The sequence below is a fragment of the Pseudomonas sp. R2-60-08W genome, assembly GCF_003852335.1.
Taxonomy (GTDB): Bacteria; Pseudomonadota; Gammaproteobacteria; order Pseudomonadales; family Pseudomonadaceae; genus Aquipseudomonas.
Genome location: NZ_CP027731.1, coordinates 3,172,012 through 3,194,249 on the forward strand (window position 1 = coordinate 3,172,012; position 22,238 = coordinate 3,194,249).

The window sequence follows — 22,238 nt, forward strand, 5'->3', positions numbered from 1 at the left end:
GAGACGCTCACCCTGGAGAGACCGCTACCCGCCATGCACCCAGCGCTGATGCAGCCACCGCGCCAACGCGTCCAGCGCAAACCCCAGCAGCCCGATCAGCAACACCATCGCCATAAGTTCCGAATACGCCAGGCGGTCACGGGTATCGAGGATGTAATACCCAAGCCCCGCACTGACCCCAAGCATCTCGCACGGCACCAGCACAATCCACAGAATGCCGATGGCCAGGCGCACGCCCGTCAACACGTGCCCCACCACGCCCGGAATGACCACTCGGCGCAACGTCTCCCAGCGCGTCGCGCTCAAGCTCTTGCTCAATTGCAGCCAGCGCGGGTCGAGCTGGCGCACGCCCGCCGCCGTGTTGAGCATGATCGGCCACACGGCGGCGAACGCCAGCAGGAAATAGATCGGCTGGTCCCCTACCCCCATCAGCATCACCACGATCGGCATCCAGGACAGGGGCGAGATCATTCGCAAAAACTGGAAGGCCGGCGTGGTCGCCGCCTCCAGGTTGCGCGAACTGCCTACCAGCAGACCCAGCGGAACTCCAACCAGCAAGGCCAGGAACAGCCCGACGAAGATGCGCTTGAGGCTCACCGCGATGTGCACATACACCTCACCGCGCCCGAGTAATTCCCACAGGCTGCTGAACGTCGCCGCCAGGGAAAAGCGCGCCGACAGGCCGTCCGCCACGCCAAACAGTTTCACCCCCAGCCACCACAACACCAACAACCCGGCCAGGCCGCCGAACCCGAGCAACCAGCCCGGCCACGCGCCGGTTTTACCGTTGTTCAAACGCCAATCTCCTCATGCCGCGCGTAACCCTCAGGCAAGCCGAAGGTCTGCATGCCGCCGACGGCCTCGATGGCGTTGCGCACAAAGCGGTCGTCCACCAGGTCTTTGGCGACGAAGGCCGGGTCGAGATCGGCGAGGAATCGCTTGTCGCCTTCGATCAAGGTGTCTTTGAGGCGGCGCACCAGTTCTTCGGTGTAGCTGGGGAATGGGTAAGGTTGGAAGTCGATGCGGTGCTCGTCCCAGTTGGCGTGCTGGATCGCGCCATCGGCCAGGTACCCGGCGCGATCGGCGGCGGCAGGCGCGAGCACCTTGCTCAACACCGGTTCGGCATGCGGCGTGTAGCGGTTCGGGCCGTCCTTGGACAGTAGCTTCACCGCTTCCTCGCGATGGTCACGGGTCCAGACCTGGGCCTTGACGATGGCGTTCACCACTTTCTGCGACCATTCAGGGCGGTTGGTCAGGTCATGCTCATGCATGAACACCACGCAGCAGGCATGGTTGCGCCATATGTCGCCGGTAAAGCGCTGCACCCGGCCGACCTTGAGGTTCTCCGCCAGGGCGTTGAACGGCTCGGCGACGATGTAACCGTCGATGCGCTTGCTGGCCAATGCCGGTGGCATGTCCGACGGCGGCAGCACGATCAGGTTGACTTCATTGGCGCCAATCGCACCGCCCGCCGCGCGTGCCACCGGCGTCAGCCCGTTATCGCGGAACAACTGCTGCACCACCACGTTATGAATCGAATACCAGAATGGAATCGCCACCGACTTGCCGCCCAGCTGCTTCACGTCGGTGATCCCCGGCGCCACGGTCAGGCCCGAACCGCCGACGTGGTTCCATGCCACCACTTTGGCCGGCACCTTGCTGCCGTAGCGCGCCCACACGGTCATCGGCGACAACAGGTGAATCACGTTGACCTGCCCCGAGATGAACGCTTCGATCACCTGGGCCCAGCTGCGCAGCAACACCGGGCGTTCAGCCTTGATGCCTTCGGCTTCGAACAGCCCATTATTGTGCGCGACCAACAGCGGCGTAGCGTCGGTGATCGGCAGGTAGCCGATGCGCACCGGCGCGTCGGGCTCACTGGCGGCGCGCGCCTGCAGGCTGTTCAGCAACGGCAAGGCACCGGCAGCGCTGAGCACCGCCGAGAGTTTGAGAAAGTCGCGACGCGAGTGGGACAGGTCATCCAGACACATGGCTAAGCTCCAGCAGATCAAGGGGGTTGGATTGAGGGCGGCTCGCCTGCCGCAGGGTTTTAAGAATGTCGATGCGCAGCGCGCCAATGGCTTCGACCTGGTCCTCACGCGGTTGCGGCAGTTCGATTTGCCACTCGCCCAACGTGCGCGCGGGGCGGTTCCCCAGCAGCAGGATGCGGTCAGACAGCAGCAAGGCTTCGTCGATGTCGTGGGTGATCAGCACTGCCGCCGAGCCCTGTTCGCGATTGACCTTGAGCAGCATGTGCTGCATGTCCGCGCGGGTCACTTCGTCGAGGGCGCCGAAGGGCTCGTCCAGCAGCAACACCTGTGGCTGGCGGGCCAGGCAGCGGGCCAATGCGGTGCGCTGGGCCATGCCGCCGGACAGCTGCGCGGGAAATTGGTGGCGAGCGTGTTCCAGGCCGACAGCGGCGATCGCATGGTCCACACGCTGGCGGCGCTGTTCATTGCCCAAGTGCGGTTGCCGGGCGAAATCCAGGCCGAAGGCGACGTTCTTTTCCAGGTTCAGCCACGGCAGCAGGCTCGGGTCCTGAAACGCCACCGCCACCCGTGGATGCGGGCCATTCAAAGGCTCCCCCAGTACGTGTACGCTGCCGCCCTGGGGCGCCTGCAAACCGGCAAGCACACGTAACAGACTGGACTTGCCCACGCCGCTGGGGCCGAGGATTGACACCACTTCGCCGGGCTGCAACTGCAGGTCGAAGCCTTCCAACACCGGGCCGCTGGCATACCCCAGGCAAACGCCCTGCGCCGTCAATACCGCGGGGCTCATAGGTTGGCCTGGCGGTGCAGCTCGGTGCGCAGTTGCACCAGGCTGGGCGTGACGATGGGCACAAATGCCGATTCACGCCAGCGCCGGGCAAAGCCGCTGCCGTGGGCGGTGAGGTAGGCCTTGCCGCCGCTGGCCTGCAATTCCAGCTGCACAGCGCTGGCGGCGGTTTCCGCCAGGGCGATGCGCAGCTTGAACAACGGCACCGGTTCAGCGGCGAACCGCCCAGCCAGCAGGCCGTTCTTGAGTTCGTTGACCAGGTGATCGAGGGTCACGCGCAGCGCTTCGAGTTCTTCGCGCAGCACGGTGCGCGAAGCGCCCAAATGATGAGCCACCTCCGCCAGGGAGCGGCGCGCCAGCCCGATCGACAGGCCGCATTGCAAACCCAGGAACGCCGGGCGCACGGCGGGCAGGAACTGGCGCGCGTCCTCATGCAATAACCAGTCGCGGCTCAGCTCCACGCCTTCCAGGCCGAGGGCGGCGGTATTGCTCGACTGCAGCCCGAGCAACTCCAGGTCACGAGAGCGCAGCAAGCCGGCCACTGAATCCGGAATCGCCAGGATAAACGGCGCGCCGCCAGCCGCGTGTTCAACGGCCGCAGCGGCGACGAAGCCGCTCTTGCGCAGGTTGGTCACCCAATGCAGGCGACCGTTGAGGGTCCAGCCGTGATCGTTGGGTTCGGCGCTGATCTGCAGCGTCTCGATGCCGGACAGGAACTTCATCGCATTCGACAGCCCGGTGGCACCGGCCAGCTTGCCGCTGAGCAAGTCCGGCAGCAATTGCTCGCGCAGCGGCGCGTTGGGGCTCTGCAGCAGGTATTCGATAAACGAGCGTTGGCCCCAGCAAACGAACGCGGCCGCCAGGGAATGGCTGGCAATATTGGCGATGGCCTCCACGGCCCCGGCCACGTCGCCGCCGAGGCCACCCAAGGCTTTGGGCACGCCAACGCGCAACACATTGGCCTCTGCCAGCCGTGGCAGCACTTCCTGTGGATCGCAACTGCCCACGTCCAGGGCCTGCGCTTGAACATCGAGCCAACGGCTCAAGATTGGGTCAAGCATGTACGTTTCTCCTTGTTCCTACAGATGGACCATCGCCGGTTCAGCTTGCCGGTTTTTCCCAACGGTATTGCGCCAGCTCCGGGTTCAGCGGCGTGCGCGCAAACACATTAGCGAAATTGCACAGCGTCGCCAGGCTGACGCCCAGGATCACTTCCAGCGCATGCCCGTCGCTGTAGCCGGCGGCGCGGAACGCGTCATAGCCTGCATCGCTGACGTCACCGCGGGTGGCGATCACTTCGCGGGTGAACGCGGCGAGTGTCTCATAGCGCGCATTGGGCAACTCACCGCGCTGGCGCAGCGCGTCAATCACGTCTTCGGGCAGTTTGGCTTTGTTACGCGCGACGGCGGTGTGCCCGGCAACGCAAAAATCGCAACCGTGCTGGGTGGCAGCGATCAGTTGCACCACTTCGCGGTCAGCCAGGCTCAGTTCCGACTTGGCATTCAGGCCGGAAACGGTGATATAGGTTTCCAACGCAGCCGGAGCATTGGCCAGCACGGCGAGCAGATTGGGAATGAACCCCGAGCCTTTCAGCGCGTTTTCCAGAAAGGGCCTGGCGGCTTGCGGCGCGGTTTCAAGGGTGAGCAGCGGTACGCGGGACATGGAGTGGTCTCCTCATGGGTGAATGACTCCAGTCTGTTGGTTATAAAAAAACCGCTCAATAGGCTAAAGTAGCGATTACTTGCTCTAGAGTCTTTTCATTAGATGAATTCGTCCAGCGCGCTCGTCGATTGGTTATTAGACAGCCTCGAACTCAACACTAGCCTGTTCCATGTCGGCCGCTATTGTGGCGACTGGCATGCGAGCACCCATGGGCTGGCCAGGGCGAGTTTTCATCTGATTGTGCAAGGCGAATGCTGGCTGCACATCCACGGCCAGCCGGCGCAGTACCTGAACAACGGCGATGCGGTATTCCTGCTGCGCGACCTGGAATATCGGTTGTCTGGTGCAGACACCGCGCAGGGCGCGCAGGAATGCCCGCGCCGCCCGATGCTGGCGCTCGACAACAACGCCACGGACGGTGTGGGCCTGGTCTGCGGCTTCTTTCATTTCCAGTCCGGGCTGTCGGCGATGATCGTCGATAACCTCCCCGCCTGGATTATCCTGCGCGCCGGCGACCCGTCGTTGACTGCCGCGCGCAATCTGTTCGAACTGATCCTGCAAGAGTGCGAGCGCCAGCCGGCGCCCTCCCAGGCCATGCTCGAACGCTTGTGCCATCTGTTGTTTCTGTATGTGCTGCGTCAACAAGTGCTCGACAACACCGAATTGGGCGGGCTGGCGGCACTCGCTCGGCACCCGGCATTTTCCAGTTTGTTGGAACAGCTGATTGCACGACCGGCCGAAAACTGGACGCTGGAGAGCATGGCCGCCTGCACCGGGCTGTCACGCTCGGCGTTTTTCAAGCGTTTCAATGAACTGTGCGGACAATCACCCGGCCAGGTGTTGTTGATGATGCGCATGCGCCACGCCTGCCAGTTGTTCAAGGCGGACCAGACCGTGGCGGATGCATCGCTGGCGGTGGGCTATCAATCGGTGGCAGCGTTTACCCGCGCCTTTCATAAAGTCACCGGGCAACAACCGGGCGCCTACCGCCGCGCGCAAAGCTAGCGCCGCAACCCATTGCCTGGCGCGGCGCACACACGCCGTGGTCGGCCTCCACCAGCCTGAGTGGATGAGGTCAAACTGTGGGAGGGAGCTTGCCCCCGATGGCCATAGGTATCTACACAACTTTTTGGCATGGCCCTGAACCAGTGGCGGCTCAGGAGCCGAAACCTCCCTAGCTGACGCCCCGCGACCAAAATGTGGGAGGGGGCTTGCTCCCGATGGCGGCCTCTGGGCCGACCAGGATGTTGGATTGGACCGAGTACATATCCGTTGCTGCGGTAACGGCGGCTTAGGGTTCCGCCCTTACGGCGTCTCACTTTTGAAAAGCGCAAAAGTAAGCAAAACGCTCTTGCCCCACCACTCGGCACCTCGCCTAGGCTCGGTGTGCCCGTAATCCGACAGTGATTTGGGGGGCCGCCGCCACGCGCCATCCATGGCGCGGGGCGGCTAAACCGGCATCCCTGCCGGTTTACCCCCCAAATCACTATCGAATTCCGGCCAGCGTGGTTTAACGGGGCGCCTAGATCAAAAGCAAGATCACAAGCAAGAGCGGCTCGCTTCGCATCGTGTTACTTAGACTGCTACAAAGTTGTGTAGATATCCAAGCCCCCTCCCACATTTGAGTCATGGCCATGCTCCAGATCTGACCTGGCGGCGCCGCTCGACGGCGCCGGCACTTTCTTGCACACACCTACCTAAAGCTCCTACCGTCCAAGCCGATAGCCCTACGAAGCTCTAACAAAGCCGCGCCGACAATAACGCTTCGTAAGGACGATCCCATGCCCCCACTGCGCTCCATCCAAGCTCGCTATACCCTGTTCCTGGTGCTGTTCGTCCTGGTGTTATTGGTGTTGACTGTCGTGGGTATCGGCCAGTTGGTCGCACCCAAGCTGCAATACACCGAAGAACAGGTGGTACTCAATCGCATCGGCGAAGTGGCCGAACAGATCCAGGGCGAATTGAACAAGGTTCAGGCCCAGCAACGCACCATCACTCAAACGATTCCGCTGCTCGACAGCGACGCCATCGACAAGGTCCTGCCCGGCCTGGTGGATCAATACGGCGAGCTGAAAGTATTCGGCGGCGGTATCTGGCCGCTGCCCAACCAGCGCACGCCTGGGCGCAACAAACACAGCACGTTCTGGCACCGTGACGCCTCGGGCAAGTTGGCGGTCAACACCTTCTGGAACAGTGACCCCGCGCCCAACTATTACGACCAGAGCTGGTACAAGGGCGGCCTCGCCTCGCCCCGTGGCCAGTGCGCCTGGGCCGCCGCCTACAAGGATGACGCCAGCCAGGAGCCGCGCACCAACTGCGCCATGGCGATCCAGCGTGACGGCGCCGCCTATGGCGTGGCGACCATCGACGTGACCCTGGGCTTCTTCAATGACCTGGTGGCCAGCAAGGAAAAAGACATCGGCGGGCAAATGCTGATCGTCGAAGGCGACGGCAAGATCATCAGCAACAGCTCGCGCATCAGCAGCCCGGTGGTGTTGAAGAACATCAGCGAACTGACCGGCACCTCGGCCTTTGCCGCCCAGGTCAGCAAAGCCCTGGCCCATCGTGACCAGGCCTCGCAACGCAGCGAGTTCGACAACCAGGGCGTGGCCAGCACGTTCTACATGCGTCCGATCGAGGGCACCCCGTGGTTCCTGGCGACCGCCCTGCCCACCTCGCTGATCACCGCCCAGCGCAATGACGTGCTCGGCAGCCTGGCGTTGCTGCAAATCCCGATGGTGATCCTGCTGGTGCTGCTCGCGGCGTATGCCATTCGCCAGCTGGTACAGCGCATGAAAGCACTCAAGGGCAATATCGACGCGCTGTCCGCTGGCGACGCCGACCTCACGCGACGCATCACCATACGCGCCGAAGACGAACTGGGCGCTATCGGTCACTCGGTGAACCACTTTATCGTCTACCTGCAAAACATGATCGGCGAAGTGACCCAGGCCACTGGCGCCATGGCCTCGGGCCTTGCGCAACTGCAGCAGACCTCGGCGCACACCAACCAGATCCTGGTGCGCCACGCTTCAGAAACCGACCAGACGGTGACCGCCATCACCGAAATGAGCTCCACCGCCGACACCGTCGCGCAAAACGCCGCTGAAACCGCAGCGTTCACCCAGCGCGCCAACGAACACGCCGACCGTTCCCGGGTGGTCGTGGGCGAAGCGTCCACCAGTGTCAGCGCCTTGATCGGTGAAGTCGCCAGCGCGACCCACACCGTTGAGAACATGCGCCAGGACGCCGCACGTATCACCGAAACCCTCGGCGTGATCGGCGCCATCGCTGGCCAGACCAACCTGTTGGCGCTCAACGCCGCAATTGAAGCGGCGCGGGCCGGCGAACAAGGCCGCGGTTTTGCCGTAGTGGCCGATGAAGTACGCGCACTGGCCGCACGTACCCAGGCCAGCACCTCGCAGATCAACGAGATGCTGGCTCGCTTGACCACCGGCGTAAGCTCATCGGTCGCCGCCATGGAAAACACCCAGGCCAGCTGCCAGTCGGCGGCGGATGCCACCGCGCGGGTGAACAGCGGGCTCGATGAAATGGCCGGTTCGGTCAGCCATATCAACAACCTCAGCACCCAGATCGCGACGGCCGCCGAGCAACAAAGCGCGGTGACCGAAGAGATCAACCGCAGCATGGTGCAGATCCGACATATGGTAGAAGAGCTGGTCGAAAGCGGCCATGCCACTGAAACCAATACCCACAGCCTGCTGGAAGCAAATGGCCGGGTGATTGCCTTGATGGGGCGCTTCAAAGTGCGTTGATCCACGCCTGAATACTCCCGTGCAAAGCGCGGGAGTCGGACTATTCTCACAGCTCCTGGTTTAAAACCCGCCACACAGGAGGTGTGTCATGCACGCTATCGAGCAACCGATCCGCGTGGAGCGAATCAGCCAGGAACGGTTCATCCACGCCCCGGTCGAGGCCGTCTACGACTACGTGACCCAACCCGACCGCTGGCACGAATGGCACCCCACCTCCCTCAGCGCCGACACCGGCACCCACGGCTCCCTGCCGACCGGTACGCGGTTTACCGAAATCATCGACCTGCTGGGTATCCGCGTGCCGCTGAGCTACCGCGTAAAAATCGCCCGCTGCCCCTTTGAGTTCATGACCGTGTTCACCTCGCTGGTGGTCGACGGTTCCCTGCATTATTGCCTACAGACACAGCCTGGCGGCACGCTGTTTACGCGGGTACTGACCTATGAGACCGAACTGCAACTGGAGACCTTGCATGAGCGCATGATCGAGCTCTCGCGTATCGCGCTGGACCGGCTCAAGCACCGGCTGGAAAACGCCAGCGGCTTGGCGCAGTAACGATAGGTATCTACACAACTTTCGCGCGGCGCGACGGCACAGCAGCCGAAGCCTCTCTAACTGACGCTCCGCAGTCCAAATGTGGGAGGGGGCTTGCCCCCGATGACAGCCTGACAGCCGACCAGGATGCTGGATCAGAGCGAGTACATATCCGTTGCTGCGGTAACGGCGGCTTAGGGTTCCGCCCCCCCGCAGCGGGTCTGTTAATCCCCCGTTAATCCCCCCCAAACAGCATCCGGAGCATCTTTTCCCGGAGTTGATGCCCATGCCTTCCATCCGTGACTTATGCGTCGCCGGCCTGCTCACCGCCAGCGCCGCGCCTGTGTTCGCCGCCACCTACGGCCCTGAACTCCAGGGCTTCCAGTACCCCTATCCGGTCGAACGCTTCAACTTCGAATCCCAAGGCAAAAGCCTGCAGATGGGCTATATGGACGTCCCGGCCAAAGGCAAAGCCAACGGCCGCAGCGTGGTGCTGATGCACGGCAAGAACTTCTGCGGCGCCACCTGGGAAAGCTCGATCAAAGCCCTGAGCGACGCGGGTTACCGAGTGATCGCGCCGGACCAGATCGGCTTTTGCACCTCCAGCAAGCCTGAACATTACCAATACAGCTTCCAGCAACTGGCGCTCAACACCCATCAGTTGCTGGAAAAACTCGGCATTCAAAAAGCCACGCTGCTCGGCCACTCCACCGGCGGTATGCTCGCCACGCGTTATGCCTTGATGTACCCCGAACAAACCGAGCAACTGGCGCTGGTCAACCCGATCGGCCTGGAAGACTGGAAGGCCTTGGGCGTGCCCCACCAAAGCGTTGACCAGTGGTATCAACGCGAGCTGAAGATGAGCGCCGACGGCGTGCGCAAGTATGAACGCGACACCTATTACGCGGGCCGCTGGAAGCCCGAATACGAGCGCTGGGTGGACATGCTCGTCGGCCTCAACCAAGGGCCGGGGCATACCCTGGTGGCCTGGAACTCGGCGTTGATTTACGACATGATCTTCACCCAGCCGGTGTACTACGAGTTCAAGGACGTGCAAGCGCCCACCCTGCTGTTGATCGGCACCAGCGACACCACCGCCATCGGCAAAGACCTGGCGCCACCGGACGTGAAAGCCAGCGTCGGCAACTACCAGGTGCTGGGCAAGCAGGTGGCCAAGCTGATTCCCCATGCAACCCTGGTGGAGTTCGACGGCTTGGGCCATGCGCCGCAGATGGAAGAACCGGCGCGGTTTCATCAAGCGCTGTTGCAGGGTTTGAAGGCCCTTTAACCTGAGTGAGGCACGCGTGCATGTCGCTACAGATCGCAGTCATTGATGATTGGCAGCAAGTGGCCAGCAACGTGGTGGATTGGTCGGTGCTGGCGCCCTTGGGCCAGGTGCATTTTCTCCATGACTACCCCGCCGATACCGCCACGATGGTCGAGCGTCTGCAGGCGTTCGACGTCATTTGCGTGATGCGCGAGCGCTCCCTCTTCGACCAGGCGTTACTGCAGGAGCTGCCCAGGCTCAAATTGCTGGTGACCGGTGGCATGCGCAACGCCGCCATCGACATCGCCGCCGCCAAGGCATTGGGTATTCAGGTGTGCGGCACCGACAGCTATAAGCAGGCCGCGCCGGAGCTGACCTGGGCGCTGATCATGGCCTCGACACGCAACCTGCTGGGCGAAGCCAATTCCCTGCGCGCAGGCGGTTGGCAAGTCGGCCTGGGCGGCGACCTGTATGGCAAGACGCTGGGCATCCTGGGGCTAGGCAGCATCGGGCAAAAAGTTGCGCAGTTCGCTCAGGTCTTCGGCATGCGCGTAATCGCCTGGAGCGAAAACCTTACGCCGCAACGGGCAGCCGAGTCCGGCGTGACCTGGGTCAGCAAGCGCGAGCTGTTCGAACAGGCTGACATTCTGACCATTCACCTGGTACTCAGCGAGCGCAGTCGCGGTCTGGTCGATGCGCAGGCGTTGAGCTGGATGAAACCCAGTGCCCGGCTGGTGAACACGGCACGCGGGCCGATTGTGGATGAACAGGCACTGGTTGAGGCATTGAGCAGCGGGCGACTGGCCGGCGCGGCGCTGGACGTATATAGCCAAGAGCCACTACCGCTTGAACATCCCTTCCGCTTGCTGCCGAATGTGCTGGCAACGCCCCATGTCGGTTACGTGAGCGAACAGAACTACCATCAGTTCTATCAGCAGATGATCGAAGATATCCAGGCCTGGACGAACGGCGTGCCCATTCGGGTGCTCGGCTGACGCACCATTTCGGGGCATGACCTTGAATGAAATGACCACATGCCCCCTGTAGGAGCGAGCTTGCTCGCGAAAAACCCAAGGGCGCCGCGTGCATTCAGGATGCCTGCGTCATCATTGACGTCCTTCGCGAGCAAGCTCGCTCCTACAGGGGCGACGCACATCCGCAGGCATAGGGTTAAAACTATTTTGTCCTACAAAATTCCCTTTTAAACCCTATGGATGCTGGAATCTGTCCTAGACTGATGACCGATGGGTCCGTTCCAAAACAAAAACCCCGCAAAAAATCGAAACTTTCGAACTCTGCCGCAGGTCCAGTTTTAGGTAAGGCGAACATATCCGGTTCAGGCCGCATGCCCGCCCATCCAAACTATTTCAGCTAACCGTGCAACTGGCATACGCCTTGCCAGTTTGTATTGCGCTTGTGCGCCTGGCCGCAGGATGCGGTCACTCGGAGCTGATGGCAGCGGGCCATTAGCCGACCAACGAAACAAGGGGAGTGCATTATGATCAGTGCCGCAGTAGTAACTCAGGGAGAGCGTTTTAGTCAGCCGGCAGGGGGGCCTACATCGTTGGCCGACCTGCCCAACACTGTGCGGCCGATCGTGAGTAAGAACCCGAATCGAAAGAAAGTGCTGTTTGTTACCTCCGAGTTTGCCGACTTGGTGAAGACTGGTGGCCTGGGCGACGTCTCCGCCGCCCTGCCCCGCGCCATGGCGCACCTGCACGATGTGCGGGTGCTGATTCCCGGCTATCCGCAGGTGATGGAGAGCGACAACCCGATCCATATCGTCGGTGAGCTGGGCGGCCACGCGGCGCTGCCACCGTGCAAGATCGGGCGTATGGACCTCAAGGATGGCCTGGTCATCTATGTACTGATCTGCCCTGAGCTGTACGAGCGCGAAGGCACGCCCTACGGCGCCAACAATGGCCGCGACTGGCCGGACAACCATATCCGCTTCGCCCGCCTGGGCCTGGCCGCCGCCGACATGGCCGCCAACCTGGCGCAGATTCACTGGTGCCCGGACCTGGTGCACGCCCACGACTGGCCCGCTGGCCTGGCCCCGGCGTATATGCACTGGCGTGGTTCACGCACGCCCACCCTGTTCACCATTCATAACCTCGCCTACCAAGGCGTGGTGAGCCTGGGCTGCACCCCCGAACTGGGCATCCCGCCCCATGCCCTGCAACAGGAAGGCATGGAGTTTTACGGCAAAATGTCGTTCCTCAAGGCCGGCATGGCCTATTCCAGCCACATCACCACGGTCAGCGCCACCTACGCCGAGGAAATCACCACGCCGGAATTCGGCTGTGGCCTTGATGGATTCCTGGCCAGCAAGACCCAGCAAGGCCTGCTCAGCGGGATTCCCAACGGTATCGACGAAAGCTGGGAAACGTCCACTGACACTCACCTGACCCATAACTTCAATATTGGTGACTGGGAAGGCAAGGCCATCAACGCCGCCCACGTGCGCGAGCTGTTCGGCCTGCACGATTCCACCGGCCCGTTGTTCGCCGTGGTGTCGCGCCTGGTCTACCAGAAAGGCCTGGACCTCACCGAAGCGGTCGCCAGCTTCATCGTTGAGAACGGTGGCCAGATCGCGATCATCGGGCGTGGCGAGCCGGAAGAAGAACAGGCCATGCGTGAGCTGGCACTGCGCTTCCCAGGCCAGGTTGGTGTACGCATCGGCTTCAACGAGACCGACGCCCGCCGTATGTTCGCCGGCAGCGACTTCCTGCTGATGCCATCGCGTTATGAGCCCTGCGGCCTGAGCCAGATGTATGCCCAGCGTTTCGGCTCGTTGCCGGTAGCGCGCAACACTGGCGGCCTGGCCGACACCATTGAAGACGGCGTCACCGGATTTCTGTTCAACGAATCCACTGTCGACAGCTACAAAGCAGCCCTGGAGCGCGCGTTCAAAGTGTTTTCCTTCCCTGGCCTGCTCAACGCCATGCGCAGCCGCGCCATGACCCAACCCTTCAACTGGTCACAGGCGGTGGAACCCTACGCCGAGCTGTACGAACAACTGGTGGTTAAAGCACTGGGGAAATCGACTAAATAATCAAGAGAGGTCTTCATAGATGCCGTTACGGACTTTGGAAACCTGGCCCCACGGCGCACTGATGCTGGACGCGCAACACACGCGTTTTGCCTTGTGGGCGCCAGACGCGTTTTATGTCAGCGTTGAATTGCAGGACGGAAAATCCATCGCCATGCTGCCCCAGGCAGATGGCTGGTTCGAAGTAGAAGTGGCCTGCCCTGCCGGAACGCTTTACCGCTTCAATATCGACGGCGAACGGGATGTTCCCGACCCCGCCTCCAGGGCCCAGGCGCTGGATGTGCACGGTTGGAGCCGCGTCGTCGACCCGCTTGCGTATGAGTGGCGGCACAGCCACTGGCAAGGCCGCCCCTGGCACGAGGCAGTCATCTACGAACTGCACGTTGGCGCCATGGGCGGTTACGCTGAAGTCGAGAAGCAGCTGCCGCGCCTGGCCGAGCTGGGTGTAACCGCCATCGAACTGATGCCCCTGGCCCAATTCCCCGGTGAGCGCAACTGGGGCTACGACGGGGTACTGCCTTACGCACCCCACTCTACCTATGGCACCCCCGAACAACTCAAGCACTTGATCGACAGTGCCCACGGGCATGGCCTGGCGGTGATCCTTGACGTGGTCTACAACCACTTCGGCCCGGATGGCAACTACCTGGGCCAGTACGCCAAGGGCTTCTTCCAGGAAGACGTGCACACCCCATGGGGCGCGGGGATTGATTTCGAGCGTCGTGAAGTACGGGATTTCTTCCTGGATAACGCCTTGATGTGGCTGCTTGAATACCGCTTCGACGGCCTGCGCCTGGACGCGGTGCACGCCATCGACAACCCAGGGTTCCTGCTGGAACTGGCGCAACGGGTGCGCCAGCAGGTCGACACCGGCCGCCACGTGTGGCTGATGCTGGAGAACGAGCTGAACCAGGCAAGCCTGCTCGCACAGGATTTCGACGCGCAATGGAACGATGACTTCCATAACGTGCTGCACGTACTGCTTACCGGCGAAACCGATGCCTATTACAGCGACTTCGCCGAGCAGCCCACTGCCAAACTCGCACGCTGCCTGGGTGAAGGCTTTATCTACCAGGGCGAGCCCACCCGCCACGGCCATGCACGTGGCGAACCCAGTGCGGAGCTGCCGCCGACCGCTTTCGTGGCGTTCCTGCAGAACCACGATCAAATCGGCAACCGCGCCCTGGGCGAACGCTTGCACCAACTGTGCCCGCCTCAGGCGTTGAAGGCGGCGACCGCGCTGTTGCTGTTGTCGCCGATGATCCCGCTGATGTTCATGGGCGATGAAGTCAATGCCGCGCAGCCGTTCCTGTTTTTCACCGACCATCACGGTGAACTGGCGCAGGCCGTCCGTGAGGGCCGACGTAACGAGTTCGCCGATTTCGCCGCGTTTCATGACCCCGAGCAGCGCGAACGAATTCCCGATCCCAACGCATTGACGACCTTTCTGCAATCGAAGCCGTCCCTGGTCGAAAACGAGCATGCCCAGCTCTATCGCCACTTGCTGGGCCTGCGCCATCAATATGTGGTGCCCCATCTGCCCGGCAGCGTGGCCCTGGGTGCGCAGGTGCTGGCGGACAGCGCCGTGACTGCGCGCTGGCGCCTGGGCGATGGCAGCGTGTTGCAAATCGACCTGAACCTGAGCGCCGAGCCTATCGACCAGCTCGCCTCGCCACATGTGATCTTTCAAACGCCTGCCGAGCCCGTGGCGCACCTGCCGCCCCTCAGCGCACGCGTGTCCTTATTCCCCGTCGGAGAAGAGTTTTGAGCGAAGCGAACCTGGAACTACTCGCCAGCCGCGCGGGCCTGGCCGTCGATTGGATCGATGCCAACGGTCGCCCGCAACACGTGCAGCCCGACGCCCTGCGCGCCGTGCTCAAAGGGCTGGGGCACCCGGCCGATACCGAGGCCGAGATCGACGCCAGCCTGCGAGAATTGGAGCAGGCCCAGCAGGACAAGCATCTGCCGCCGCTATTGACCGTCGACAGCGGTGAAGGCCTGGACCTGGCGCGTTTCTTTGCACCCGACACGCCGTGCCGCGTCCATCTGGAAAACGGTGAAGTCCTGGAACTGCGTCTGGATGGTGATGCTGTGCTGCCCGGCGTCATCGCCACGGGCTACCACCAAGCGCATATCGACGGCCAGACGTTTACCCTCGCGGTTGCACCCGCCCAATGCTATAGCGTGGCCGAAGCGGTCGACACCAACCCCGCCCGCGCCTGGGGCCTGAGCGCGCAGCTCTACTCGCTGCGCCGCCTGGGCGACGGTGGTTTCGGCGACACCCTGGCCCTGGAGCACCTGGCCCGCTCAGCCGCCGAGCGCGGGGCCGACGCCCTGGCGATCAGCCCGATGCATGCCATGTTCAGCGCCGACGCCGAACGCTACAGCCCTTATTCGCCTTCCAGCCGGCTGTTTCTCAACAGCCTGTATGCCTCGCCGGCCTGCATTTTGGGCGAGCGTGAAGTGCGCAATGCCATCGAAACCGCAGGCCTGGCCGAGGAGCTGCATGAGCTGGAACAGCTCACGCTGATCGACTGGCCCGCCGCCGCCAAGGCCAAGCAACGTCTGCTGCGCGCCCTGTATGAAGATTTCCGCCACGGCCACCATCCGCAACACGCCGATTTCCAGAGCTTTCGCCAGAATGGCGGCGAGGCCCTGGAAAACCACTGCCGTTTCGAAGCCGTGCAAGCGTTGCGCGCCGCCGCCGGCGAAGAACTTGACTGGCGCCACTGGCCGCAAGACTGGCGTACACCGCAGAGCCCGGCGCTGGTGCAGTTTGCCGAGGAACACCGCGATGAGATCGGCTATTTCGCCTTCACCCAATGGCTGATCGCGCGCAGCCTGCAACGTGCGCAACAGGCGGCGCGTGGCAGCGGCATGGGTATCGGCCTGATCGCCGACCTGGCGGTGGGCGCAGACGGCGCCGGCAGCCAGGCGTGGAGTCGCCAGGATGAATTGCTCGCCGACCTGACCGTCGGCGCGCCACCGGACATTCTCAACCGAGCGGGCCAGGGTTGGGGCATTTCCGCGTTTTCCCCCGAGGGGCTCCAACGCAACGGTTTCCGCGCGTTCATTGAAATGCTGCGGGCCAATTTCGCCCATGCGGGCGGCCTGCGTATCGACCATGTGATGGGCCTGCAACGCCTGTGGGTCATCCCCAATGGCGCGTCGCCGCGCGAAGGCGCCTATCTGTATTACCCGGTGGACGACATGCTGCGCCTGTTGGCCCTGGAATCCCATCGCCACCAGGCCATTGTGCTCGGTGAAGACCTGGGCACCGTGCCCGACGGCCTGCGCGAAAAACTCAGCAGCCGGGCGATTCTCGGCATGCGCGTGTTGTTGTTCGAGCAAAACCACGAAGGCCAGTTCAGGCCCATCCTCGACTGGCCCGACAACGCCCTGGCCACCACCAGCACCCACGACTTGCCGACCCTCAATGGCTGGTGGCACAGCCGCGACATCGAATGGAATATCCAACTGGGCCTGATCGACGCGCCAACCGTGGACCAATGGAGCGAACACCGCCTGCGCGAACGTCAGGCCCTGCGCCAGGCCTTGAGCCAGGACCCGCAGAACTTCGTCGATGAAATCCGCAACGACACCGACCATATGATCGATGCCAGCGTGCGCTACCTCGGCCACACCCGTGCGCCGCTGGTGTTGCTGCCGCTGGAGGATGCGCTGGGCATGGAGGAACAACCCAACCTGCCCGGCACCACCGACACCCACCCCAATTGGCGCCGCCGCCTGCCAGGCGAAGCGTCCAGCCTGCTCGATAATGCCGGCGCCGCACGCCGCCTCGAGCTGCTGGCCGTCGCGCGCAACCAAGCTTATGAGCGTGATCGATGAAAGCACTGCCCTTGCGCGCTACTCAGCGCCTGCAATTTCACAAAGGCTTCACCCTGGATGACGCGGTGCCATTGGTGCCGTATTTCGCCCGATTGGGCATCAGCCACCTGTATGCCTCGCCCCTGCTCAAAGCCCGTGCCGGTTCGATGCACGGCTACGACGTGGTCGACCCTACCCGCGTCAACCCGGAACTGGGCGGCGAGGCGGCGTTGCAGAGGCTGGTGGCCGCGTTGCGCGAACACGATATGGGCCTGATCCTCGACATCGTCTCCAACCACATGGCCGTCGGCGGCGCCGATAACCCCTGGTGGCTGGACCTGCTGGAATGGGGGCGCTTGAGCCCCTACAGCGAATTCTTCGATATTCAATGGCACTCCCCGGACCCGCTGCTCAAGGGCCAATTGCTGATGCCGTTCCTGGGCAGCGATTACGGCGAAGCACTGCAGAGCGGCAGCCTGGTGCTGAAGTTTGACGCGGCGCAGGGCGCGTTTTACGTCGAGCACTACGAACACCGTTTCCCGATCTGCCCACGGGATTACGCCCTGGTGCTTGGCGGCGACGAGGGGCTCAAGCCCTTGGCCGATCGCTTCGCCACCCTGGCTTATCAGGATGACGCCTACGCCGAAGCCGGCCTGCTCAAACAGGCCTTGGCCGAGCGCGCCAACGAACTGCTTCCCGCCATCGAACAGCGCCTCGCCGCGTTCGACGGGCGTACACCGGAAGGCTTTGCGCGCCTGCATCAACTGCTGGAACAACAAAGCTACCGCCTGGCCAGTTGGCGCACGGCGGCGGACGACATCAACTGGCGCCGTTTCTTCGATGTGAACGAGCTGGGCGGCCTGCGCGTGGAGCGCACGGCGGTGTTCGAGGCCACCCACGGCAAGATTTTCGAGTTGATCAGCGCAGGCTTGATCGATGGCCTGCGCATCGACCATATCGACGGGCTGGCCGATCCGCGCGGTTACTGCCGCAAGCTGCGGCACCGGGTGGATGCACTGTCGCCGCAGCGGCATTTGCCGATCTTCGTGGAGAAGATCCTCGGTGAAGGCGAGACTCTGCGCGAAGACTGGCAAGTGGACGGCACCACCGGCTACGAATTCATGAACCAACTGTCGTTGCTGCAACATCATCCGGACGGTTTCGCGCCGCTGGCCGAGTTGTGGTCACGCCACAGCGAACGGCCCTCGGCATTTATCGAAGAAGCCCGGCTGGCGCGCCAGCAGATTCTCAATGGCTCGTTGGGCGGCGATTTCGAAAGCGTGGCCCAGGCGCTGTTGCAAGTGGCGCGTGACGACGTGATGACCCGCGACCTGACCCTGGGCGCGATCCGTCGCGCCTTGCAGGAACTGATCGTGCACTTCCCGGTGTACCGCACCTATATCAGCGCACGCGGGCGCAGCGCGGCTGACGACAAGGTGTTCCAGCAAGCCATGGAGGGCGCGCGCAGCACCCTGAGCGAAGGCGACTGGCCGGTGCTCGATCACCTGGAAAAATGGCTGGGTGGGCAACCCTGGCGCAATCGCCCGCTGGGCCGCGAGCGCAAGATGCTCAAGCATGCCTGCGTGCGTTTCCAGCAACTGACCTCGCCCGCCGCCGCCAAGGCTGTGGAAGACACGGCGTTCTACCGTTCGGCGGTGCTGTTGTCGCGTAACGATGTGGGCTTCAGTACCGAGCAGTTCAGCGCGCCATTGGCCGATTTTCATGCGGTCAACCAGCAGCGGCTGCAGTGCTTCCCGCACAACCTGCTGGCCACCGCCACCCACGACCATAAACGCGGCGAAGATACCCGCGCCCGTCTGGCGGTGCTGAGTGAGTGCGCTTCCTGGTATGCCGAGCAGGTCGAACACTGGCGCAGCCTGGCCGCACCGCTGCGCAACAGCGCCGACAGCCCCTCGGCAGGCGATGAGCTGATTCTGTATCAGGTGCTGCTCGGCAGCTGGCCGCTGGAGCCGAACCCCGACCTTGAGGCCTATCAGCAACGCCTGTGGCAATGGCAACAAAAAGCCCTGCGCGAAGCCAAACTGCAGAGCAGTTGGAGCGCGCCCAACGAGGCCTACGAACAGGGCGTCGAAGCGTTCCTCAAGCGCGTGTTGCTCAGTGAGGCCGGCGCCCCGCTGCGCAGCGCCCTTACCGCCGCGGCCGAGGCGATTGCACCCGCTGGTGCCTTGAACGGGCTGGCGCAGTCTTTGCTTCACCTGAGCGTGCCGGGCGTGCCGGACGTCTATCAAGGCGATGAGTTCTGGGACTTCAGCCTGGTAGACCCGGACAACCGCCGCCCGGTGGACTTCCAGGCGCGGCAACGCGCGTTAGAGGCGCCAGTGGACACCGCTGAACTGTTGGCCAACTGGCGCGACGGGCGTATCAAACAGGCGTTGATCGCGCAGGTACTGACCTTGCGCAAGGCTAACCTTGAGCTGTTCAGCGACGGTGCCTACACCGCCCTGGAGGTGGTTGGGCAACAGGCCGAGCACGTCGTCGCCTTCTGCCGCGAACACCAAGGCAACTATGTGCTGGTGGTGGTGCCACGCTGGTCCCGTTGCCTGCTCGAAAATGCACTGCAGCCGTTGATTCCTGCGCAGGTTTGGGGCGATACGCGGGTGAAATTACCGTTCGCCGCCGCAACGCAAAACTGGAAGGGACTTTTTCAGACGAGCGTAGTCACACCAGACAAGGAGCTGTTGATCAGCGCTGCCCTGGGGGATTTCCCGGTCAATGTCTTTATCAATTCCGATAGTCAAGAAAGCTGAACATTTTCTCTGAGGAGTGTGTGATGAGTAATGAAGACAAACGCATCCGCGAACTAGCGCATCAGATCTGGGAGTCCGAAGGCAAGCCTCACGGTGAAGATGCCCGTCATTGGGAGATGGCGCGCAAACTGGCCGAAGCCGAGGCGCTGACGCCAAGCAAGCCAAAACCTGCCGCCAAGCCGAAGACGGCTCCAAAGGCAGCGCCCAAAGCCAAGCTGGCTGAGCCTGCCGCTGCCAAACCGGCGCCAAAGAAGCCCGCTGCGCCGAAAAAGCCCAAACCTCCCGCTCATTGATCGCCGCGCCCCCTGACTGCATTGCTGTCGGGGGAGCCTTTATCTCTTTACGTCATACGCTGAATAACTGTCAGTACGGCCGCGTTCGGCCCGAAAAAAAGAATCCCTGCAGGAGCAACACCATGAGCAAGCCCGAAAAAGCCTCAACGACGCCGGACCACGAGCCGTCGCGGATTCGTGAAGGTTTGCCCTTCCCTCTTGGCGCCACCTGGGACGGCCTGGGCGTCAACTTCGCGCTGTTTTCGGCCAACGCCACCAAGGTCGAACTGTGCCTGTTCGATGATGCTGGCGAGGTGGAACTGGAGCGCATCGAACTGCCCGAATACACCGACGAGATCTTCCACGGCTACCTGCCCGACGCCCACCCCGGGCTGATCTACGGCTACCGTGTGTATGGTCCCTACGACCCGGCCAACGGCCATCGTTTCAACCACAACAAATTGCTGATCGACCCCTATGCCAAGCAACTGGTGGGCGAACTCAAATGGTCCGAAGCGCTGTTCGGCTACACCATCGGCCACCCCGACGACGACCTCAGCTTCGACGAGCGCGACAGCGCGCCCTTCGTGCCCAAATGCAAGGTCATCGACCCGGCGCACACCTGGGGCAATGACCAGCCGGTGCGCGTGCCGTGGGACCGCACCATTATTTACGAGACCCACCTGCGCGGCATCAGCATGCGCCACCCTTCGGTCGGCGAATCCGTACGCGGTACCTGCGCCGGGCTGATGGAAGATGACGTGCTCAAGCACATCCGCCAGTTGGGGGTTTCTTCGGTCGAGCTGTTGCCGGTCCACGCCTTCGTCAACGACCAGCATTTGCTGGAAAAAGGCATGACCAACTACTGGGGCTACAACAGCATCGCGTTTTTTGCGCCCGACCCGCGCTACCTGGCCAGCGGCAAGATCGCCGAGTTCAAGGAGATGGTCGCGCACCTGCATGAGCAGAAGCTCGAAGTGATCCTCGATGTGGTCTACAACCACACCGCCGAAGGCAACGAGCGCGGCCCTACCCTGTCGATGCGCGGCATCGACAATGCCTCGTACTACCGGTTGATGCCCGATGACAAGCGCTTCTACATCAATGATTCCGGCACCGGCAACACCCTGGACCTGAGTCACCCCTGCGTGCTGCAGATGGTTACCGATTCCTTGCGTTACTGGGCCACCGAGATGCACGTCGACGGCTTCCGCTTCGACCTTGCGACGATTCTGGGTCGCTACCGTGACGGCTTTGACGAACGTCACAGCTTCCTCGTGGCGTGCCGTCAGGACCCAATCCTGCGCCAGCTCAAATTGATTGCCGAACCCTGGGACTGCGGGCCAGGCGGCTATCAGGTGGGCAATTTCCCGCCGGGCTGGGCAGAATGGAACGACCGTTTCCGCGACACCGTGCGTGCTTTCTGGAAAGGCGACGACGGCCAGCTGGCGGACTTCGCCGGGCGCATGACCGCCTCGGGCGAGATGTTCAACCACCGTGGGCGCCGGCCTTACAGCTCGGTGAACTTCATCACCGCCCACGACGGGTTCACCCTGCACGACCTGGTGTCGTACAACGACAAGCACAACGAAGCCAACGACGAGAACAATCAGGACGGCAGCAACAATAACCTGTCGTGGAACCATGGCGTCGAAGGCCCTACCGACGATCCGGAAATCAACGAGCTGCGCCTACGCCAGATGCGCAACTTCTTCGCCACCCTGCTGCTGGCCCAAGGCACGCCGATGATCGTGGCCGGTGATGAATTCGCTCGCACCCAGCACGGCAACAACAATGCCTACTGCCAGGACAGCGAAATCGGTTGGGTCAACTGGGATCTGGACGACGACGGCAAGGCGCTGCTCAAGTTCGTCAAACGCCTGATCAAGTTGCGCCTGGCGTACCCGATCCTGCGTCGTGGGCGCTTCCTGGTCGGCGACTACAACGAAGACATCGGCGTGAAAGACGTCACCTGGCTCGCGCCGGATGGCAATGAAATGACCACTGAGCAGTGGGAAGACAGCAACGGTCGTTGCCTGGGCATGCTGATGGATGGCCGCGCCCAAGAGACCGGGATTCGGCGTGCTGGTGCCGATGCGACCCTGTTGCTGGTGGTGAATGCCCATCACGACATGGTCAATTTCCGCCTGCCACCGGTGCCACAGGGCGAGTTCTGGAATTGCCTGCTCGATACCAACGACCCTGCGGTGCGTGGCCAGGAGCGCTTTGACTTCGAACACGAGTACGCTGCCACCGGCCGCTCGCTCCTACTGTTTGAGCTGCAACACGACGACGAGGTGTGA

The 22,238-nt window shown here is 62.7% G+C and carries 16 protein-coding genes; 11 read left to right on the plus strand and 5 right to left on the minus strand.

What is annotated here, in order from left to right; translation table 11 throughout:
- Positions 1–24: 24 nt before the first annotated feature.
- Genes C4J90_RS14390 through C4J90_RS14410 form a run of 5 tightly spaced genes read right to left on the minus strand, consistent with a single transcriptional unit; the run spans position 25 to position 4,440 of the window.
- The gene (locus C4J90_RS14390; RefSeq protein WP_124420126.1) at positions 25–795 is read right to left on the minus strand and encodes an ABC transporter permease; all 771 of its coding nucleotides are present in this window, start codon (positions 793–795) and stop codon (positions 25–27) included.
- Complete coding sequence (locus C4J90_RS14395; RefSeq protein WP_124420127.1) at positions 792–1,991, minus strand: ABC transporter substrate-binding protein; 1,200 nt, start codon at positions 1,989–1,991, stop codon at positions 792–794. Before C4J90_RS14395 ends, C4J90_RS14390 begins: the two co-directional genes overlap by 4 nt.
- Complete coding sequence (locus C4J90_RS14400; protein WP_124420128.1) at positions 1,978–2,781, minus strand: ABC transporter ATP-binding protein; 804 nt, start codon at positions 2,779–2,781, stop codon at positions 1,978–1,980. Before C4J90_RS14400 ends, C4J90_RS14395 begins: the two co-directional genes overlap by 14 nt.
- The gene (locus C4J90_RS14405; RefSeq protein WP_124414807.1) at positions 2,778–3,839 is read right to left on the minus strand and encodes an acyl-CoA dehydrogenase family protein; all 1,062 of its coding nucleotides are present in this window, start codon (positions 3,837–3,839) and stop codon (positions 2,778–2,780) included. Before C4J90_RS14405 ends, C4J90_RS14400 begins: the two co-directional genes overlap by 4 nt.
- 40 nt (positions 3,840–3,879) lie before the next feature.
- Positions 3,880–4,440: a carboxymuconolactone decarboxylase family protein gene (locus C4J90_RS14410; protein WP_124363028.1), complete on the minus strand. Its 561-nt coding sequence runs from the start codon at positions 4,438–4,440 to the stop codon at positions 3,880–3,882.
- A 102-nt stretch (positions 4,441–4,542) separates the two neighbouring features.
- Between C4J90_RS14410 and C4J90_RS14415 the strand changes: the two genes are divergently transcribed.
- The 11 genes from C4J90_RS14415 to glgX all read left to right on the plus strand — a co-directional run bounded on the left by C4J90_RS14415 (position 4,543) and on the right by glgX (position 22,238).
- A complete protein-coding gene (locus C4J90_RS14415) occupies positions 4,543–5,445 on the plus strand; it encodes an AraC family transcriptional regulator (protein WP_124420129.1) in 903 nt (300 codons plus the stop codon).
- Between the two features lie 776 nt (positions 5,446–6,221).
- Positions 6,222–8,216, plus strand: a complete 1,995-nt coding sequence (locus C4J90_RS14420) for a methyl-accepting chemotaxis protein (RefSeq protein ID WP_124420130.1) — start codon at positions 6,222–6,224, stop codon at positions 8,214–8,216.
- Between the two features lie 88 nt (positions 8,217–8,304).
- Positions 8,305–8,769, plus strand: a complete 465-nt coding sequence (locus C4J90_RS14425; protein ID WP_124420131.1) for an SRPBCC family protein — start codon at positions 8,305–8,307, stop codon at positions 8,767–8,769.
- 265 nt (positions 8,770–9,034) lie between these two features.
- Positions 9,035–10,036, plus strand: coding sequence for an alpha/beta fold hydrolase (locus C4J90_RS14430; RefSeq protein WP_124420132.1), 1,002 nt, complete (start codon positions 9,035–9,037; stop codon positions 10,034–10,036).
- Between the two features lie 20 nt (positions 10,037–10,056).
- Positions 10,057–11,010: a D-2-hydroxyacid dehydrogenase family protein gene (locus tag C4J90_RS14435; protein ID WP_124420133.1), complete on the plus strand. Its 954-nt coding sequence runs from the start codon at positions 10,057–10,059 to the stop codon at positions 11,008–11,010.
- Between the two features lie 503 nt (positions 11,011–11,513).
- Complete coding sequence (gene glgA / locus C4J90_RS14445; RefSeq protein ID WP_124363036.1) at positions 11,514–13,070, plus strand: glycogen synthase GlgA; 1,557 nt, start codon at positions 11,514–11,516, stop codon at positions 13,068–13,070.
- A 19-nt stretch (positions 13,071–13,089) separates the two neighbouring features.
- The gene (gene treZ, locus C4J90_RS14450; protein ID WP_124420135.1) at positions 13,090–14,835 is read left to right on the plus strand and encodes a malto-oligosyltrehalose trehalohydrolase; all 1,746 of its coding nucleotides are present in this window, start codon (positions 13,090–13,092) and stop codon (positions 14,833–14,835) included.
- Entirely contained in the window at positions 14,832–16,916 is a 2,085-nt protein-coding gene (malQ, locus tag C4J90_RS14455; protein ID WP_124420136.1) for a 4-alpha-glucanotransferase, read from the plus strand. The genes treZ and malQ overlap by 4 nt, the downstream gene beginning before the upstream one ends.
- Positions 16,913–19,663 (plus strand): malto-oligosyltrehalose synthase, encoded by a 2,751-nt coding sequence (locus C4J90_RS14460; protein ID WP_124420137.1) that lies wholly within the window; start codon positions 16,913–16,915, stop codon positions 19,661–19,663. Before malQ ends, C4J90_RS14460 begins: the two co-directional genes overlap by 4 nt.
- A 23-nt stretch (positions 19,664–19,686) precedes the next feature.
- The gene (locus C4J90_RS14465; RefSeq protein WP_124420138.1) at positions 19,687–19,956 is read left to right on the plus strand and encodes a DUF2934 domain-containing protein; all 270 of its coding nucleotides are present in this window, start codon (positions 19,687–19,689) and stop codon (positions 19,954–19,956) included.
- 122 nt (positions 19,957–20,078) lie between these two features.
- Positions 20,079–22,238 carry a glycogen debranching protein GlgX gene (gene glgX, locus C4J90_RS14470; RefSeq protein WP_124363041.1) on the plus strand — a complete coding sequence of 720 codons (2,160 nt, stop codon included), beginning with the start codon at positions 20,079–20,081 and terminating at the stop codon, positions 22,236–22,238.

What these genes read in the sequence shown, in the direction of transcription:
- C4J90_RS14395 (WP_124420127.1), bottom strand. Translation starts at nt 1,991, where the DNA reads ATGTGTCTGGATGACCTGTCCCACTCGCGTCGCGACTTTCTCAAACTC.
- C4J90_RS14400 (WP_124420128.1), bottom strand. Translation starts at nt 2,781, where the DNA reads ATGAGCCCCGCGGTATTGACGGCGCAGGGCGTTTGCCTGGGGTATGCC.
- C4J90_RS14405 (WP_124414807.1), bottom strand. Translation starts at nt 3,839, where the DNA reads ATGCTTGACCCAATCTTGAGCCGTTGGCTCGATGTTCAAGCGCAGGCC.
- C4J90_RS14410 (WP_124363028.1), bottom strand. Translation starts at nt 4,440, where the DNA reads ATGTCCCGCGTACCGCTGCTCACCCTTGAAACCGCGCCGCAAGCCGCC.
- C4J90_RS14415 (WP_124420129.1), top strand. Translation starts at nt 4,543, where the DNA reads ATGAATTCGTCCAGCGCGCTCGTCGATTGGTTATTAGACAGCCTCGAA.
- C4J90_RS14420 (WP_124420130.1), top strand. Translation starts at nt 6,222, where the DNA reads ATGCCCCCACTGCGCTCCATCCAAGCTCGCTATACCCTGTTCCTGGTG.
- C4J90_RS14425 (WP_124420131.1), top strand. Translation starts at nt 8,305, where the DNA reads ATGCACGCTATCGAGCAACCGATCCGCGTGGAGCGAATCAGCCAGGAA.
- C4J90_RS14430 (WP_124420132.1), top strand. Translation starts at nt 9,035, where the DNA reads ATGCCTTCCATCCGTGACTTATGCGTCGCCGGCCTGCTCACCGCCAGC.
- C4J90_RS14435 (WP_124420133.1), top strand. Translation starts at nt 10,057, where the DNA reads ATGTCGCTACAGATCGCAGTCATTGATGATTGGCAGCAAGTGGCCAGC.
- glgA (WP_124363036.1), top strand. Translation starts at nt 11,514, where the DNA reads ATGATCAGTGCCGCAGTAGTAACTCAGGGAGAGCGTTTTAGTCAGCCG.
- treZ (WP_124420135.1), top strand. Translation starts at nt 13,090, where the DNA reads ATGCCGTTACGGACTTTGGAAACCTGGCCCCACGGCGCACTGATGCTG.
- C4J90_RS14460 (WP_124420137.1), top strand. Translation starts at nt 16,913, where the DNA reads ATGAAAGCACTGCCCTTGCGCGCTACTCAGCGCCTGCAATTTCACAAA.
- C4J90_RS14465 (WP_124420138.1), top strand. Translation starts at nt 19,687, where the DNA reads ATGAGTAATGAAGACAAACGCATCCGCGAACTAGCGCATCAGATCTGG.
- glgX (WP_124363041.1), top strand. Translation starts at nt 20,079, where the DNA reads ATGAGCAAGCCCGAAAAAGCCTCAACGACGCCGGACCACGAGCCGTCG.